Origin of the sequence: Rhodoferax sp. BAB1, assembly GCF_013334205.1 — a bacterium.
In the GTDB taxonomy this organism is placed as follows: domain Bacteria; phylum Pseudomonadota; class Gammaproteobacteria; order Burkholderiales; family Burkholderiaceae_C; genus Hylemonella.
On sequence record NZ_CP054424.1, the window covers coordinates 1,028,290 to 1,043,435 of the forward strand.

The 15,146-nt window shown below is 66.8% G+C and carries 12 protein-coding genes; 6 read left to right on the forward strand and 6 right to left on the reverse strand.

Annotated elements, in window-relative coordinates; all coding sequences use genetic code 11:
* Nucleotides 1-28: 28 nt before the first annotated feature.
* On the reverse strand, nt 29-3,445 hold the full coding sequence (locus HTY51_RS05065; RefSeq protein WP_174251713.1) for a DUF2126 domain-containing protein: 3,417 nt from the start codon (nt 3,443-3,445) through the stop codon (nt 29-31).
* 112 nt (nt 3,446-3,557) lie between these two features.
* Here HTY51_RS05065 and HTY51_RS05070 point away from each other — a divergent pair, with 112 nt between their 5' ends.
* The 4 genes from HTY51_RS05070 (at nt 3,558) to HTY51_RS05085 (ending at nt 6,986) form a co-directional block, all read left to right on the forward strand.
* A complete protein-coding gene (locus HTY51_RS05070; RefSeq protein WP_174251714.1) occupies nt 3,558-5,063 on the forward strand; it encodes a circularly permuted type 2 ATP-grasp protein in 1,506 nt (501 codons plus the stop codon).
* 21 nt (nt 5,064-5,084) lie between these two features.
* Nucleotides 5,085-5,207, forward strand: a complete 123-nt coding sequence (locus HTY51_RS05075) for an alpha-E domain-containing protein (protein WP_174251715.1) — start codon at nt 5,085-5,087, stop codon at nt 5,205-5,207.
* Nucleotides 5,208-5,226: 19 nt separating this feature from the next.
* Complete coding sequence (locus HTY51_RS05080) at nt 5,227-6,186, forward strand: alpha-E domain-containing protein (protein WP_174251716.1); 960 nt, start codon at nt 5,227-5,229, stop codon at nt 6,184-6,186.
* Nucleotides 6,187-6,254: 68 nt separating this feature from the next.
* Complete coding sequence (locus tag HTY51_RS05085; RefSeq protein ID WP_174251717.1) at nt 6,255-6,986, forward strand: proteasome-type protease; 732 nt, start codon at nt 6,255-6,257, stop codon at nt 6,984-6,986.
* Between the two features lie 125 nt (nt 6,987-7,111).
* Here HTY51_RS05085 and HTY51_RS05090 read toward each other — a convergent pair whose 3' ends face one another.
* From HTY51_RS05090 to HTY51_RS05110, 5 genes are all read right to left on the reverse strand, one after another.
* Complete coding sequence (locus HTY51_RS05090) at nt 7,112-9,025, reverse strand: PhoX family phosphatase (RefSeq protein WP_174251718.1); 1,914 nt, start codon at nt 9,023-9,025, stop codon at nt 7,112-7,114.
* Between the two features lie 127 nt (nt 9,026-9,152).
* Nucleotides 9,153-9,515 (reverse strand): glycine cleavage system protein GcvH, encoded by a 363-nt coding sequence (gene gcvH / locus HTY51_RS05095; RefSeq protein WP_174251719.1) that lies wholly within the window; start codon nt 9,513-9,515, stop codon nt 9,153-9,155.
* Between the two features lie 107 nt (nt 9,516-9,622).
* Entirely contained in the window at nt 9,623-9,979 is a 357-nt protein-coding gene (locus tag HTY51_RS05100; RefSeq protein WP_174251720.1) for an RNA-binding protein, read from the reverse strand.
* 77 nt (nt 9,980-10,056) lie between these two features.
* On the reverse strand, nt 10,057-10,323 hold the full coding sequence (gene infA / locus HTY51_RS05105; RefSeq protein ID WP_174251721.1) for a translation initiation factor IF-1: 267 nt from the start codon (nt 10,321-10,323) through the stop codon (nt 10,057-10,059).
* 36 nt (nt 10,324-10,359) lie between these two features.
* Entirely contained in the window at nt 10,360-10,596 is a 237-nt protein-coding gene (locus HTY51_RS05110) for a hypothetical protein (protein WP_174251722.1), read from the reverse strand.
* 387 nt (nt 10,597-10,983) lie between these two features.
* Between HTY51_RS05110 and HTY51_RS05115 the strand changes: the two genes are divergently transcribed.
* Together HTY51_RS05115 and HTY51_RS05120 are read left to right on the forward strand one after the other, a co-directional pair.
* The gene (locus tag HTY51_RS05115; RefSeq protein WP_174251723.1) at nt 10,984-12,195 is read left to right on the forward strand and encodes a diguanylate cyclase; all 1,212 of its coding nucleotides are present in this window, start codon (nt 10,984-10,986) and stop codon (nt 12,193-12,195) included.
* A gap of 68 nt (nt 12,196-12,263) precedes the next feature.
* Nucleotides 12,264-15,146: a bifunctional diguanylate cyclase/phosphodiesterase gene (locus HTY51_RS05120; protein ID WP_174251724.1), complete on the forward strand. Its 2,883-nt coding sequence runs from the start codon at nt 12,264-12,266 to the stop codon at nt 15,144-15,146.

Consider the following 15,146-nt stretch of genomic DNA (forward strand, 5'->3'; position numbering starts at 1 on the left):
CACTGTCGACGCGCGCCGCCGTTTTCTCTCACCTGAGGTCCAGCGTAAACGGAAATTCGCGGCTTCCTGACAACTTGCTGTTGGCGGGTGGTACGTCGAGTGCACCATCGCTGTGCCCCATGCGGAAGAAACGCGCCAGGCGCCGGCTCTCGGCCTCGTAGGAGTTGACCGGGAAGGTGTCGTAGCTGCGCCCGCCCGGGTGGGTGACGTGGTACTGGCAGCCGCCCATGGAGCGTTTCATCCAGGTGTCCACGATGTCGAAGGTCAGCGGCGCATGCACGCCGATGGAAGGGTGCAGCGAGGAGGGCGGGTTCCAGGCCTTGTAGCGCACACCGGCCACGAACTCGCCCACCGTGCCCGTGGGCTGCAGGGGCAGGGCCTGGCCGTTGACGGTGACGGTGTAACGGCTGGGGTTCAGGCCGCTCACGCGCACCTCAATGCGTTCCAGCGAGGAGTCGACGTAACGCGCCGTGCCGCCGGAGGTTCCTTCTTCGCCCATGACGTGCCAGGGCTCCAGCGCATTGCGCAGGGTCAGCGCCACGCCCATGCTCTGCACCTCACCCACCAGGGGGAAGCGGAACTCGAAGTGCGGGGCGAACCAGGTCTCGTCGAAGGCAAAACCGGCCTGCCGCATCTCGGTCATGACGTCGGCGAAGTCCATGCGCACGAAGGTGGGCAGCAGGAAACGGTCGTGCAGTTCGGTGCCCCAGCGGGTGGCGGGCGCCTGGTAGGGCGTGTCCCAGAAGCGCGCCACCAGGGCGCGCAGCAGCAGCTGTTGCACCACGCTCATGCGGGCGTGCGGCGGCATCTCGAAGGCACGCAGCTCCAGCAGGCCCAGGCGGCCGGTGGCGCTGTCGGGCGAGTAGAGCTTGTCGATGCAGAACTCGCTGCGGTGCGTGTTGCCCGTGATGTCGACCAGGATGTTGCGCAGAGTGCGGTCCACCAGCCAGGGGGGCATATCGGCACCAAACTTTTCCCGGTTGCTCTGGATCTCGCGCAGCGCGATCTCCAGTTCATAAAGCTGGTCGTTGCGGGCTTCGTCCACGCGCGGTGCCTGACTGGTCGGGCCGATGAACATGCCGCTGAAGAGATAACTCAGCGAAGGGTGGTTGTGCCAGTAGAGCAGCAGGCTGGCCAGCAGCTCGGGCCGGCGCAGGAAGGGGCTGTCGGCCGGTGTGGCGCCGCCCAGCACCATATGGTTGCCGCCACCGGTGCCGGTGTGGCGGCCGTCGGTCATGAACTTCTCGGCCGAGAGCCGGCATTCGAAGGCCGCGTCGTAGAGGAATTCGGTGTGCTGCACCAGCTCGCCCCAGTTGTGCGCGGGGTGGATGTTGACCTCGATCACACCCGGGTCCGGCGTGACCTGCAGCAGCTTGAGGCGCGCATCACGCGGCGGCGGATAGCCTTCGAGCACGATCTTCATGCCCAGTTCGTCGGCGGTGGCTTCCACCGCGGCGAGCAGGTTCAGGTAGTTTTCCAGGCGCGCCAGCGGCGGCATGAAGACGTAGAGCAGGCTGGACTTGCCGCCGTGCGCGCCTTCGGCCTTGGGGCCGTTGGCGCGCATGGGGTCGCGCGCCTCCACGCACAGGGCGGTGCGTGTGATCCAGTGCGCGGATTCGAAGCGTTTCGGTTCTTGTGTCGGTGCAGCGCCTGCCGTCTGTCCCGCGGCGGCTCCGGTTGCTGTGCCGTCCTTGGTCGCGCCGCCGCTGCGCTGGTGCGGCGCGTACTGCGTGCGCAACTGTGCCGCCTGCGGCAGCGGCGAACGCGGCGCGTAGGGGTCCTGCTCGATCAGGTAGGGGTAGTCGCCGGGCTTGACCCAGGGCAGGGACTCCAGCGGCAGGCGGTAACCCATGGGGGAATCACCGGGCAGCAGGTACATGCGGTCATCGCGGAAGAACCAGGGCCCGGTGGACCAGCTGGCGCCTGCGAGCGTGGTGTCATTGGCCTGCAGCGGTAGCACATAACCCACCACGGCGTCGAGCTTCTGCCCGAAGACACGGCGCAGGCGGATGCGCTCCATCTCGTCGTCGAGCTTGGAGTCGAAGGGGTCCACGTTGACCGGCAGTTTGCGTTCGCGCCAGAGGTAGTAGAAAACGTCCTCGTAGCCCGGCTGGATGTACTGGTCCGTCATGCCCAGCTTCTTCGCCAGGGTGTGGGTGAAACGGCGCGCATCCTCGCTGGTGTAGGCGGCAGGCACGCGTTCGTCGGCAAACAGCTCGGGCTTGTGCCACAGCGCCTGGCCGTCCTGGCGCCAGTAGATCGACAGGGCCCAGCGCGGCAACTGCTCCCCCGGGTACCACTTGCCCTGGCCGAAGTGCAGGAAACCGCCGCGCCCGTATTCGGTGCGTAATTTGTGCACCAATTCGGTGGCATAGGCCCGTTTGGTCGGGCCCAGGGCGTCGGTGTTCCATTCTGGTGCGTCACGGTCGCTGGCGGCCACATAGGTCGGCTCGCCGCCCATGGTCAGGCGCACGTCACCGGCCTGCAGGCGGGCCTCCACCGCCTCCCCCAGTTGCATGACCTGGGCCCACTGCGCGTCGGTATAGGGTTTCGTGACGCGCGGCGATTCGTAGATGCGCGTGACCTGCATGTGGTGGGCGAACTCCACCTCGCTCTCGTCCACGCCGCCTTCGACCGGGGCCGCGCCCGAAGGCTGGGGCGTGCAGGCCAGGGGAATGTGGCCTTCACCGGCCATCAGGCCCGAGGTCGGGTCCAGGCCGACCCAGCCCGCGCCCGGCAGGTAGACCTCGCACCAGGCGTGCAGGTCGGTGAAGTCGACCTCGGTGCCGCTGGGGCCGTCCAGCGACTTCACGTCGGGCTTGAGCTGGATCAGGTAACCCGAGACAAAACGCGCCGCCAGCCCGCAATGGCGCAGCAGTTGCACCATGAGCCAGCCCGAGTCGCGGCAGGAGCCGCTGCCCAGGCCCAGGGTCTGCTCGGGCGTCTGCACGCCGGGTTCCATGCGGATCAGGTACTTGATGTCGTTCTGCAACTGCTGGTTGAGCTTGACCAGGAAGTCGATCGTGCGCATCTTCGTGCGGTCGATCCGGGCCATGTAGACCTTCATGTGCGGCGTGAGCGGCGGCACGGCCAGATAGGGGGCCAGTTCCTCGCGGGTAAGCGCGCTGTAGCTGAAGGGGAACTCTTCGGCCTCGGGTTCCAGGAAGAAGTCGAAGGGGTTGTAGACCGCCATCTCCACCACCAGGTCGACCGTGACCTTGAATTCGCGGGTGGTGTCAGGGAAAACCAGGCGGGCCTGGTAATTGGCAAAGGGGTCCTGTTGCCAGTTGATGAAATGGGTGGCAGGCTCGATCTTCAGGGAGTACGAAATGATCTTGCTGCGGCAATGCGGGGCCGGGCGCAGGCGGATGACCTGGGGCCCCAGGTTCACCAGGCGGTCGTACTTGTAATGCGTGACGTGGTTCAGGGCGGCGTGGATGGACATGGCAAGGACTCGGTCGGGTGCGGGCCGCCGCGGCAGCGCAGGCCCTGCTACCAGGACCGCAAGAACCGCGCCAGGCCCGGAAATTGCTGTATCCCCTGCAGGAGAAGGTGCCATGCTGAAATTCGACGAGATGTACACCAGACCGGCAGCTGCCGGGCAAAGCCAGAGCCAGGGCGGCGGGCAGGGTTCCTCGCAATCGCAGGGGGGGGCGTCCGCAGCAGAGGCGCGGGAACACTACCGCACCTACGCCCAGTGGCTGGCGCGCCAGAGCAGCGAGCTCATGAAGGCCCGGCGCGAAGAGGCCGAGATGATCTTCCGCCGCGTGGGCATCACCTTCGCGGTCTACGGCGCCAAGGACGAGGACGGCGCCGGCACCGAGCGGCTGATCCCTTTCGACCTGATCCCGCGCATCATCCCTGCGCGCGAGTGGGCCAGCATGGAACAAGGCCTGGTGCAGCGCGTGAACGCGCTCAACCGCTTCATCCACGACGTCTACCACGGGCAGGAGATCATCAAGGCCGGCCTCATCCCGGCCGAGCAGATTCTGAACAACGCGCAGTTCCGCCCCGAGATGATGGGCGTGGACGTGCCCAACCAGGTCTATTCGCACATCAGCGGCGTCGATATCGTGCGTGCGCCCAATGCGCAGGGTGAAGGCGAGTACTACGTGCTGGAGGACAACCTGCGTGTGCCCAGCGGCGTGAGCTATATGCTCGAAGACCGCAAGATGATGATGCGGCTCTTTCCCGATCTCTTCAGCGCGCATCGCGTGGCGCCGGTGGCGCACTACCCCGACCTGCTGCTGGAGACCCTGCGCGCCTCCAGCCCGGGCACCTCGGCCGAGCCCACCGTGGTGGTGCTCACGCCCGGCATGTACAACAGCGCCTACTTCGAGCATGCCTTCCTGGCCCAGCAGATGGGCGTGGAGCTGGTCGAGGGGCAGGACCTGTTCGTCAAGGACAACTTCGTCTACATGCGTACCACGCGCGGCCCGCGCCGGGTCGACGTGATCTACCGCCGGGTCGACGACGACTTCCTCGACCCCAGGGTCTTCCGCCCCACGTCCACCCTGGGCTGTCCGGGCCTGATGGATGCCTACCGCGCCGGCCACGTGGCCATCTGCAATGCCGTGGGCACGGGGGTGGCGGACGACAAGTCCATCTACCCCTATGTGCCGAAGATGATCGAGTTCTATCTGGGCGAGAAGCCCATCCTCAACAACGTGCCCACCTACATGTGCCGCAACGCGGAGGACCTGAAGTACGTGATGGCCAACCTCAAGGACCTGGTGGTCAAGGAGGTGCACGGCGCCGGGGGCTACGGCATGCTGGTCGGCCCGGCCTCGACCAAGGCCGAGATCGAGGACTTCGGCAAGGCCGTGCTGGCCAATCCGAGCAACTACATCGCCCAGCCCACGCTGAGCCTGTCCACCTGCCCCACTTTTGTGGAGCAGGGCATTGCCCCGCGCCACATCGACCTGCGGCCTTTCGTGCTCTCGGGCAAGGAAGTGCAGATGGTGCCGGGCGGCCTCACACGTGTCGCCCTCAAGGAAGGGTCGCTGGTCGTCAACTCCTCGCAGGGCGGGGGCACCAAGGACACCTGGATCCTGGAAATCTGAAGCGCTGAAGAGGAGACCATCATGCTGAGCCGAACCGCCGACCACCTCTACTGGATGAACCGCTACACCGAGCGTGCGGAAAAGCTGGCCGCAGGCCGGCTTTCACCAAAATACTGCGAGGCGCGCAGCGCCTGCGGTGTTTGAGGCCACAGGAGATATTTGAATGTTGTCACGTACCGCCGATCACCTTTACTGGATGAACCGCTACACGGAGCGGGCCGAAAACACCGCGCGCATGCTCAACGTGAACTACGAGACCTCGCTGCTGCCGCAGTCGGCGGCCGTGGCCCAGGTCGGCTGGCAGGGACTGCTGTCCATCAGCGAGCTGCTGCCGTCCTACACCGCGCTGTACGGCGAGATCACGGCCAAGGGTGTCATGGAGTTCATGGTCAGCGACCAGGACAACCCCTCGTCCATCATCTCCTGCCTGCGCGCCGCGCGCGAGAATGCACGCGCCGTGCGCGGCACGCTGACCACCGAAGTCTGGGAGACCCAGAACCAGACCTGGCTCTCGATCAACCAGATGCTCAAGAACGGCGAGTTCGAGCGCGATCCCGGCCAGTTCTTCGAATGGGTGAAGTTCCGCTCCCACCTCTCGCGCGGTGTCGCCGTGGGCACCATGCTGATGGACGAGTCGCTGCACTTCATGCGCCTGGGCACCTTCCTCGAACGCGCCGACAACACCGCGCGCCTGGTGGACGTGAAGTTCCATGCGGTGCAGAGCGACTTCTTCGGCAACGGCAAGCAGAAGGACCAGGAGTACGACTTCTACCACTGGAGCGCCATCCTGCGCAGCGTGAGCGGCTTCGAGATCTACCGCAAGGTCTACCGCGACGTGATCCGGCCCGAGCGCGTGGCCGAGCTGTTGATCCTGCGCCCCGACATGCCGCGTTCCCTGCACGCCAGCATGAACGAGGTGGTGAGCAACCTGCACCTGGTGGGCAGCGATAGCGACAGCGAAACCCTGCGCCATGCCGGCAAGCTGCGCGCCGAACTGCAATATGGCCGCATCGACGAGATCCTCGCCACCGGCCTGCATGCCTTCCTGACGCAGTTCCTGGACCGCGTGAACGACATCGGCGCGCGCATCAGCCGTGATTTTTTGATGCCCGAGATCGCCTGAGCCAGGGGCCCGACATGCCGGGGCGGCCGCTAAGATGGCGGCTGCCTTCATCCCACGAGTGAATCTCCATGACCTACTGTGTCGCCGTCCGCCGTGAAAACGGGCTGGTCTTCCTGTCCGACTCGCGCACCAACGCCGGGGTGGACCAGATCAACACCTTCCGCAAGATGCACGTCTACGAGGTGCCGGGCGAGCGCGTCATGGTGTTGCTGACTGCCGGCAACCTGTCCGTCAGCCAGTCGGTGGCCAGCGGCCTGCGGGTGCAGATGGAAAACCAGGGCGAGAAGAGCCTGGCCTCGGCGCCCAATATGTTCTCCGCCGCCAAGCTGGTGGGTGACGCCGTGCGCAAGGTGCACGCGCGTGACGCCGAATCGCTCAAGGCCTTCGGCATCGAGTTCAACGTCAGCCTGATCTTCGGCGGGCAGGTCAAGGGCGAGGAGCCGCGCCTCTTCAACATCTACTCCGCCGGCAACTTCATCGAGGCCACGCCCGAGACCCCGTATTTCCAGATCGGCGAGTCCAAGTACGGCAAGCCCATCCTGGATCGTGTCGTCGGCGGGCAGCTCTCGCTGGACGAAGTGGCCAAGTGCTGCCTGATCTCCATGGATTCGACCATGAAGTCCAACCTCTCGGTCGGCCTGCCGCTGGACCTGCTTTGCTATGAAAAAGATAGCTTGCGCGTGCAGCGCCGCACCCTGATCGACGGCAAGGACCCCTATTTCGCCTCGCTGCGCGAGCGCTGGGGCGAGCAGCTGCGCAAGGTCTTCAACGAGCTGCCCGATCCGGGCTACTGGAAGTAGCCGGGGGCCTGAACACCAGGGACACCTATCCAGGGCTCCCGCGGATCTGGCTTTGCCAGTCCGCCGGGAGCGCCCCCCTTCCGCCGCAGGCGAGAAAGGGGGGAGCGGCGCAGCCGCTCGGGGGGTTAACTTCCAATAACGCCGCCATCGCGCTTGCGGATCACCACCGTAGCCGAGCGCGGGCGCGCACCGGTCTTGCCCGAGGGCCAGGTCGAGAACTTGCCGGGGTCGGCCGGATCGTTGCGACCGGCCGGGTTCTCGCCGGGGTGCTGGATGTTGACAAACATCGTGCGACCGTCGGGTGTGGCCGTGGCGCCCGTGACCTCGCAGCCGCGCGGGCCGGTCAGGAAGCGGCGGATCTCGCCCGTGGCCGGGTCAGCCGCCAGCATCATGTTGTTGCCCGTGCGGACCAGGTCACCCTTGCCCATGGCCGAGGTCGACATGTCGGTCTGGATCCAGAGCACGCCGCGGGCGTCGGTCCACAGCCCGTCCGGGCAGGCGAACAGGTCACCCTTCACATTGCCGCGCGCCTCGGCGCGTGTGTTGGCCGGGTCGCCCGCCAGCACGAAGTGGTTCCACTTCAGCGTCGTACCGTGGAAGTCGCCGTCTTCCTTCCAGCGGATGATGTTGCCCATGCTGTTGTTGGCGCGCGGGTTCATCGCATCCACGCCCGGCTGCTTGTCGGCGCCGCGGCGGCTGTTGTTGGTCAGCGTGCAGTAGACCCAGCCGTTCTTGTCCACGTCGATCCACTCGGGGCGGTCCATCTTGGTCGCGCCCAGCAGGTCGCTGGCCTGGCGGCTCTTGATCAGCACCTCGCCCTGGTCGGCAAAACCGTTGGCGACCGTCAGCGGGCCCTGGCCGTGCGTGAGCGGCAGCCACTGGCCGCTGCCGTCGGCGTTGAACTTCGCCACGTAGAGCGTGCCGTGGTCCAGCAGCTCGGCGTTGGCCCGGGCGCCGCCGGGCTGGATGCGGTCGCGGCTGACGAACTTGTAGATGTATTCGAAGCGCGCATCCTCGCCCATGTAGATCACGGCGCGGCCGTCTTTCGTGACGGCCACCGTGGCGCCCTCGTGCACCGAGCGTCCCAGGGCGGTGCGTTTGACCGGGGTGGAGCTCGGGTTCATCGGGTCGATCTCGACCACCCAGCCGAAGCGGTTGGGCTCGTTGGGTTCCTTGGTGGCGTCGAAGCGCGCATCGTGTTCGTGCCAGCGGTAGCCGCTGCCGCCCTTGCGCAGGCCCCAGCGCTTCTCGTGCGCGCTGGGCGTGTCGCCCCCGCTGAAGTAGTTGATGAAGTTCTCTTCGCAGCTGAGGTAGGTGCCCCAGGGCGTGATGCCGCTGCCGCAGTTGTTGATAGTGCCCAGCACCCGGCGCCCGCTGGGGTCGGCGGCGGTCTGCATCAGCGCGTGGCCGGCGGCCGGCCCGCTCACGCTCATCGGCGTACTGGCCGTGATGCGGCGCGCCCAGGGCGAGGGCTTCACCATCTGCCACTGGCCGTTCTTGTTTTCCACCTCGATGACGGACACGCCGTGCGCGGCCTGGGCCTTGCGCACCTTCTCGGCCGACCAGTTCTGGAAACCGTCCGGGAAGAGCAGGCCTTCGTCGGTGTACTCGTGGTTCATCACCAGCAGTCCGTGCGACGATCCCTCGATCGGATAGTAGTGGATGCCGTCGTGGTGCATGCCCATCTGCGCGGCCTGTTGGGCGGCGCTGTTGGAGGCATCGTCGCGGAAAGCCGGGTTCTCGCCCGACAGGCCAACCGGTTCACCCCAGGGCGCGATCACCTGCGCGCTGTAACCCTCGGGCACGGTGACCGTGTCGGCGGTCGAGACCGGCACGCTCTTGAAACCCAGCAGGGGCCCGCTGCCCATGCTGGCGCAGCCGGCCAGGGCCGAGGCGCCGGCCAGCGGGGCCAGCAGCTGGCTGACCGCCGCGCCCAGGCCGCCTTGCAGCACGGTGCGCCGGCTCAATGCGGAAATCGTGTGGATGTCGGGGTTGGAAGAACAGTTGCTGTTCTCCATGCTGGAAAAGTCTTTGGCCATGATGCTGCTGTACCGGGGTGGAATGAAAAAACGCCGGTCAAGCGACCGGGCCTGCCCCGGTTTTTAAGGCAGCAAGATGACAGGATGAAGACAGTGCCCGGCCAGGGGCCTGTGCGTCAGCGCGGAGTCAGGCGCTGAACTTGGCGTAGGCCGCCTCGTCCATGAGGGCGTCCAGCTCCTGCGGATGCGAGAGCTTGAGCTTGTAGAACCAGCCCGCGCCCAGGGGCTCGCTGTTGGCCAGGGCCGGGTCGGCGCGCAGGGTCTCGTTGACCTCGGTGACGGTGCCGCTGACTGGGGCATAAACATCGGCCGCGGCCTTGACCGACTCCACCACGCCGGCGATCTCGCCGGCGGCCAGCACCTTGCCCACGGCGGGCAGTTCCACGAAGACAATGTCGCCCAGCGTGTCCTGCGCGTGTACGGTGATGCCCACCACGCCCGTCTCGCCTTCCACCCGCACCCACACGTGTTCGTCGCTGAACCTGATCATTGCCAACTCTCCAAGTTTGAGGGCGTGATCTTACCCGTCCGGCTGGATGTGCAGCGGGCATGAAAAAACCGGCCCAGGGGCCGGTTTTTCATTGAAGTGGGGAGACTTCAGTAGCGGTTGGTGCGGCCAGCGCCGTAACCACCACCACCGCCGCCACCGCCTTCACGACGGCCGCCGCCACCGCCGCCGAAGCCGCCGCCACCACCGGTGCGGGGTTCCATCGGACGGGCGACGTTCACGACCATGTCGCGGCCGTCAACGTTCTGGCCGTTCATGCCGCGGATGGCAGCTTCGGCTTCTGCCGGGCTGGACATTTCCACGAAGCCGAAGCCCTTGGAGCGGCCGCTGTCGCGGTCCATCATGACCTTGGCGGATTGAACCGAACCAAACTCACCGAATTTTTGCTGAAGATCGTCGTCCCGCACCGAGTAGGAGAGGTTACCGACATAAAGTTTGCTGCTCATGATTGAGCCTTTCTAAAAACGCGCCGTGGGTCGCAATGCAACTTGTGACGCAGGGGAATGACCGTCCGGATGGATGGTCAACGAAACGTGCGCCGTGCGGGCGCGGGTGCGCCGCCGGTGCGGGGAGGGAGGTGGCGGAAGGTGATGCGGCCCTTGCCCAGGTCATAGGGCGAGAGTTCGAGCGACACCTTGTCGCCTGCCAGGATGCGGATATGGTGCTTGCGCATCTTGCCGCCGGTGTAGGCGATCAGGCTGTGGCCGTTGTCCAGCGTCACGCGAAAGCGCGAATCGGGCAGGACTTCATCAACCTTGCCTTCCATCTCGATCAGTTCTTCCTTGGCCATGGGGGGTTCCTCGTGGTATGTGACAGTGATGTGGGGTCAGGCGGCGCACTGGCGCTGTTGCAGCCAGCTGTGGCCTTCGGCCACAGCGTACTGCAGGGCACCTTCGCGGGTGTCGAATTCCGGGACGAAACGGTACACGCGGTCTGAGGTGCCGCGGCCGCTGCCGCTACGGATGGACACGGATGCCGTGTACTGGCCCGACTCAGTGGTACGGGTAAGGGGTGAGACAAGGTACTTGCCCACCGAGAATGCTTTTTCTAGGGTGGTATTCATCAAAACTAAAAAGGCGCGCGTATCGTCGCGCGTACAAGGATCAGGGTCAACCGTCAGCCCAGGGGCTGGACGTTGCGGCACACGCCGCTCGGGTGTCCGGTCCAGGGATAGAAAGACAGACCGGGGATAGGGCTCGCCGCAGAGAAGGGGAGTTTGACGACCGGGGCCGGTGAGAGCGGCCAGAGGGTGAGGCGGGCGGCTTGTAGGTGCCGCGAACCAAGTCAGACAACAGCTGCTGCAAAGGTAAGCAAATTGCAGCAACGTGCGGATTGTACGCGGTATTGTGGAATTGTGCCGATAAATTTTTTTCAGGCGCCGCCCGGGCCTGCAAAATGGCCTCTGCGTTTCTCGGGAGCGCTCTTCCCCTGGACTCACAAGAACTCGAACATGAGATACCTGGGCAGTACCTACATCGCCGTGGCCATCCTGGTCCTGACCTTTGTGTTGGGGCTGTATGTCGACGTGCGCAGCGAGGACATGCACGTGCGCCACTTGGGCATCAGCACGCGCCTGGAACGCATCGTGCGGCTGGAGCAGGAGCTCACCAGCCTGCTCAGCGGTGCGGTGCTGGAAGAGAAGCTGCTGCGCGTGAGCCGTTACGACAGCGTGGACGAACAGCTCACCACCACGGTCGGTGCCGTGGCCGAACTCAGCCGCGAACTGGAACTCTCGGGCGACATTTCCGTGCTGCTCGAACTGCAGCAGGGCCTGCGCGCCACCGAGGCGCGCTCCCTGCGCCACATGCGTGCGGGCAACTGGCGCCGGGCGCGCGCCGTGCTCTTCGAGGAAGACTACGTGCTGGCCAAGAAGATCTACGAGATCACCACCGAATCCGTCATCAGCGCGCTAAGCGATGAGCTGGCCGAACGCGCCCGCCGGCTGGAGCAGATGCGCCAGCTGACCTACGGCCTGCGCCTGGCCGCACTGGGCCTGCTGGTCTGGGTGGGCCTGATGTTCTCGCGCCGCCTGCGCAGCGAAGTGGCCGCGCAGGCCCGCCTGCAGCAGACCATCGAAACCGCCAACGAGCAGCTGGAGGCCAGCGTGCGTGAGCGCACGGCCGAGCTGCAGGCGGCCAACGCACAGCTGGCCGCGCTCAGCAGCACCGACGCCCTGACCGGCCTGGCCAACCGGCGCCGCTTCGACGAGGTCTGGGCGGCCGAATGGCAGCGCGCGGCCCGTTTGGGCCTGCCGCTGGCCCTGGCCCTGATCGACGTGGACCACTTCAAGGCCTACAACGACCACTATGGCCACCAGGCGGGGGACGTCTGCCTGCGCCAGGTGGCGGCCATCCTGGCGGCCGAGGTGCGCCGCTCCGGCGAGCTGGTGGCGCGTTACGGCGGCGAGGAGTTCGTGCTCGTGCTGCCCGGCGCAACGGCGGCCGAGGCGCGGGTCGTCGCCGAGCGCATCCGCACCGCCGTCCAGGTGCGGGGCATGCCGCACGAACATTCACCGGTCGCCCCCGTGGTCACCGTCAGTATCGGCGTGGCCTCCGGCCTCGTGCAGCGCGCCGAGCAGGCCGAGGCCCTGCTGAAAGAGGCCGACGTGGCCTTGTATCTCGCCAAGGACCAGGGCCGCAACCGGGTGCTGACGGCGGCCTGAGGCTGTCTGCACCGCAGGGGCGTCAGGCCCCTTTCCGGGGGCGGGGCGCCCCATGTACCATTGCCGCCATGGGTACCGTCCGTCTCTTGCGCTGGTGTGCCGGTGTGGCCGTGCGCCGCAGCCTGCTGCTGGCCTGGCTGCTGGTTTGCGCCGCGGGCCAGGTGCAGGCCCAGGCGCCCCGGCCCGCAGCGGACAGCGGCAAGCAGGTGCTGCTGCTGCTGCAGCCCGGGTATGGCCGACCCGGCGTGGATGCCTATGTCGCCAGCTTCGTGGCCACCTGGCGGGAACAGGGCATGTCGACCGAGCGGGTCTATGTGGAGTACCTGGACCTGGCGCGCAACCCGGACCCGGCCTACCGCAAGCTCAACCGCGACCTGCTGCTGCACAAATACGCGAACCGCCCGCTGGACCTGATCGTCACCTTCCAGCAGACGCCGCTCAATTTCCTGCTCGAAGAACTGCCATCCCTGAGCCCGGCGGCGCCGGTGATCGCCTCCAACGCCACCATCAGTGCCGAGAAAGCCAGCCAGAGCGGGCGACGCTTCCTGCGCCAGGACGTCAGCTTCGACTACGCCGGCACCCTGGACATCGCCCTCAAGCTTTTTCCGGCCACCCGCAAGGTGCTGGTGCTGGGCGGCACGGGTGTGCCGGACCTGGCGGCGCGTCGCGAACTGGAGGCCCTGGCGCCGCGCTGGCAGGGGCGGCTGCAGTTCGACTACACCAATGAGCTGAGCTACGAGCAGATCCTGCAGCGCCTGGCCCAGCTCCCGGCCGGCACCATCGTGCTGCGCACCACCTTCAACCGCGACGCCGCCGGCCAGACCTTCAGCTCGGCCGATGTCGGCGTGGCGTTCTCGCGCGTGACCAGCGTGCCCACCTTCTACCTGTTCGACACCAAGTTCGGTGTCGAGTCCAGCGTGGGCGGCATGATGTACGCCATCGGCACCGAGGGCGAGCGCGCCGCGCGCCTGGGCCATGACATCGTGTTGGGCCGGCTGCAGCTCCAGGAAGCCGTCACCCCGCTGCCCAGCCGCAGCGTGCCCATGTTCGACTGGGCGCAACTGCAGCGCTGGGGCGCCGACACCTCGGCCCTGCCGCCCGACAGCGTCATCATCCACCGCCCGCGCAGCCTGTACGAGGAGCACCGCAATGTGGTGCTGGCCACCGGCGCCGCGCTGCTCGTGCTGTCGGGCATGGTGGTGACCCTGACCCTGCAGAACCGGCGCCGCCGCCTGGCCGAACAGCAGGCCCTGGAGAGCGAGGCCAGCGTCAAGATGCTGGTGGAGAACGCGCCCGAGGCCATCGTCGTGTACGACCTGGACTCGGGCCTGTGCGTGGACGCCAACCGCAAGGCGGAACTGCTGTTTGCCTGCCCGCGTGCCGACATCCTGCGCTCCGACCTCATGCGTTTCTTCGCGCCGGATGCGGTCCAGCCTGACGGGATGTCGGTGCAGCGCTTCCTCGACACCATCCTCGCCACCCTGCCGCGCGGGCAGCACGTGGTGCAGGAGTGCCGCGTGCGCCCGGTGACGGGCGGCGCTGACGTGCTGTGCGAGATGAACCTGCTGCAGATGCCCTCGGACCGGCGCCGGCAGCTGCGCGTGAGCTTCGTCGACATCACCGAGCGCCGCGAGAACGAGGCGCGCATCCACCGCCTGGCCTTCTACGACCCCATGACGGACCTGCCCAACCGGCGCCTGCTGATGGACCGGCTGGCCGTGGCCCTGCACACCGCGCAGCGCTCGGGCGCCTGCACCGCCGTTCTGTTCCTGGACCTGGACCACTTCAAGAACGTCAACGATGCCAGCGGCCACGCCGTGGGCGATGCCCTGCTGCAGCGGGTGGCCGAACGCCTGCGCAGCCTGCTGCGCGAGCAGGACACGGTGGCGCGCATCGGCGGCGATGAATTCGTCATCCTGCTGCCCCATGTGGGCAGCGACACCCACGAGGCCGGCCTGGTGGCGCTGGGCGTGGCCGAGAAGATCCGCAAGGCCCTGCAGCAGCCGGTGGAGCTGGAGCGCCAGGTCTATGCCTCGGGCTGCAGTATCGGCGTGACCCTGCTCACGCCGATGAGCCGCTCGGTGGACGACCTGCTGCGCGAGGCCGATACGGCCATGTACCGCGCCAAGGCCTCTGGCCGCAATGCCATCGCCTTCTACGAGCCGGCCATGCACGCCGAGGTGCAGGAGCGGCTGGCGCTGGAATTCGACCTCAAGCATGCCATCGACCTGGACCAGCTCGCCATGCACCTGCAGACCCAGGTCGATGTGGCCGGCCTGCCCTGCGGCGCCGAGCTGCTGCTGCGCTGGAAGCACCCCGTGCGCGGTTTCGTGTCGCCGGCGCAGTTCATCCCCCTGGCCGAGTCCACCGGCCTGATCCTGGAGCTGGGGCACTGGGTGCTGGTCCAGGGCTGCCGCATGCTGGTCATGCTGACGCAGGCCGGGCACACCATGCCCCTGTCCATCAACATCAGCCCGCGCCAGCTGCGCGAGGCGGATTTCGTGGCGCAGGTGCGTCGTGTGCTGGCCGATACCGGGGCTCCCGCGGACCGGCTCATCTTCGAGGTGACCGAAGGCCATCTGGTGGAAAACGTCGAGACCATGCTGGCACGCATGCGCGAGCTGGCGGACTTGGGCATCCGCTTTTCCATCGACGACTTCGGCACCGGCTACTCCAGCCTGGCCTATCTGAACCGCATGCCGCTGTACGAGCTCAAGATCGACCGCAGCTTCGTGCAGGGCCTGCCCGATGATGCACACGCGCGCGGCATCGTCGAGACCGTGCTGTCCATCGCGCGCAACTTCTCATTGCACGTGGTGGCCGAAGGCGTGGAAACCCGGGCCCAGGCCGACTACCTGCGCAACAGCGGCTGTCCCAGCCTGCAGGGTTACCTGTACGCACGGCCGGTGCCGCTGCAGGACTGGCTGGCGCAGCAGCAGACCCAGGCCTGA

Bases quoted from the DNA above. Each gene is read 5' to 3' on its own strand.
- HTY51_RS05065 (WP_174251713.1), bottom strand. From the start codon at position 3,445: ATGTCCATCCACGCCGCCCTGAACCACGTCACGCATTACAAGTACGAC.
- HTY51_RS05070 (WP_174251714.1), top strand. From the start codon at position 3,558: ATGCTGAAATTCGACGAGATGTACACCAGACCGGCAGCTGCCGGGCAA.
- HTY51_RS05075 (WP_174251715.1), top strand. From the start codon at position 5,085: ATGCTGAGCCGAACCGCCGACCACCTCTACTGGATGAACCGCTACACC.
- HTY51_RS05080 (WP_174251716.1), top strand. From the start codon at position 5,227: ATGTTGTCACGTACCGCCGATCACCTTTACTGGATGAACCGCTACACG.
- HTY51_RS05085 (WP_174251717.1), top strand. From the start codon at position 6,255: ATGACCTACTGTGTCGCCGTCCGCCGTGAAAACGGGCTGGTCTTCCTG.
- HTY51_RS05090 (WP_174251718.1), bottom strand. From the start codon at position 9,025: ATGGCCAAAGACTTTTCCAGCATGGAGAACAGCAACTGTTCTTCCAAC.
- gcvH (WP_174251719.1), bottom strand. From the start codon at position 9,515: ATGATCAGGTTCAGCGACGAACACGTGTGGGTGCGGGTGGAAGGCGAG.
- HTY51_RS05100 (WP_174251720.1), bottom strand. From the start codon at position 9,979: ATGAGCAGCAAACTTTATGTCGGTAACCTCTCCTACTCGGTGCGGGAC.
- infA (WP_174251721.1), bottom strand. From the start codon at position 10,323: ATGGCCAAGGAAGAACTGATCGAGATGGAAGGCAAGGTTGATGAAGTC.
- HTY51_RS05110 (WP_174251722.1), bottom strand. From the start codon at position 10,596: ATGAATACCACCCTAGAAAAAGCATTCTCGGTGGGCAAGTACCTTGTC.
- HTY51_RS05115 (WP_174251723.1), top strand. From the start codon at position 10,984: ATGAGATACCTGGGCAGTACCTACATCGCCGTGGCCATCCTGGTCCTG.
- HTY51_RS05120 (WP_174251724.1), top strand. From the start codon at position 12,264: ATGGGTACCGTCCGTCTCTTGCGCTGGTGTGCCGGTGTGGCCGTGCGC.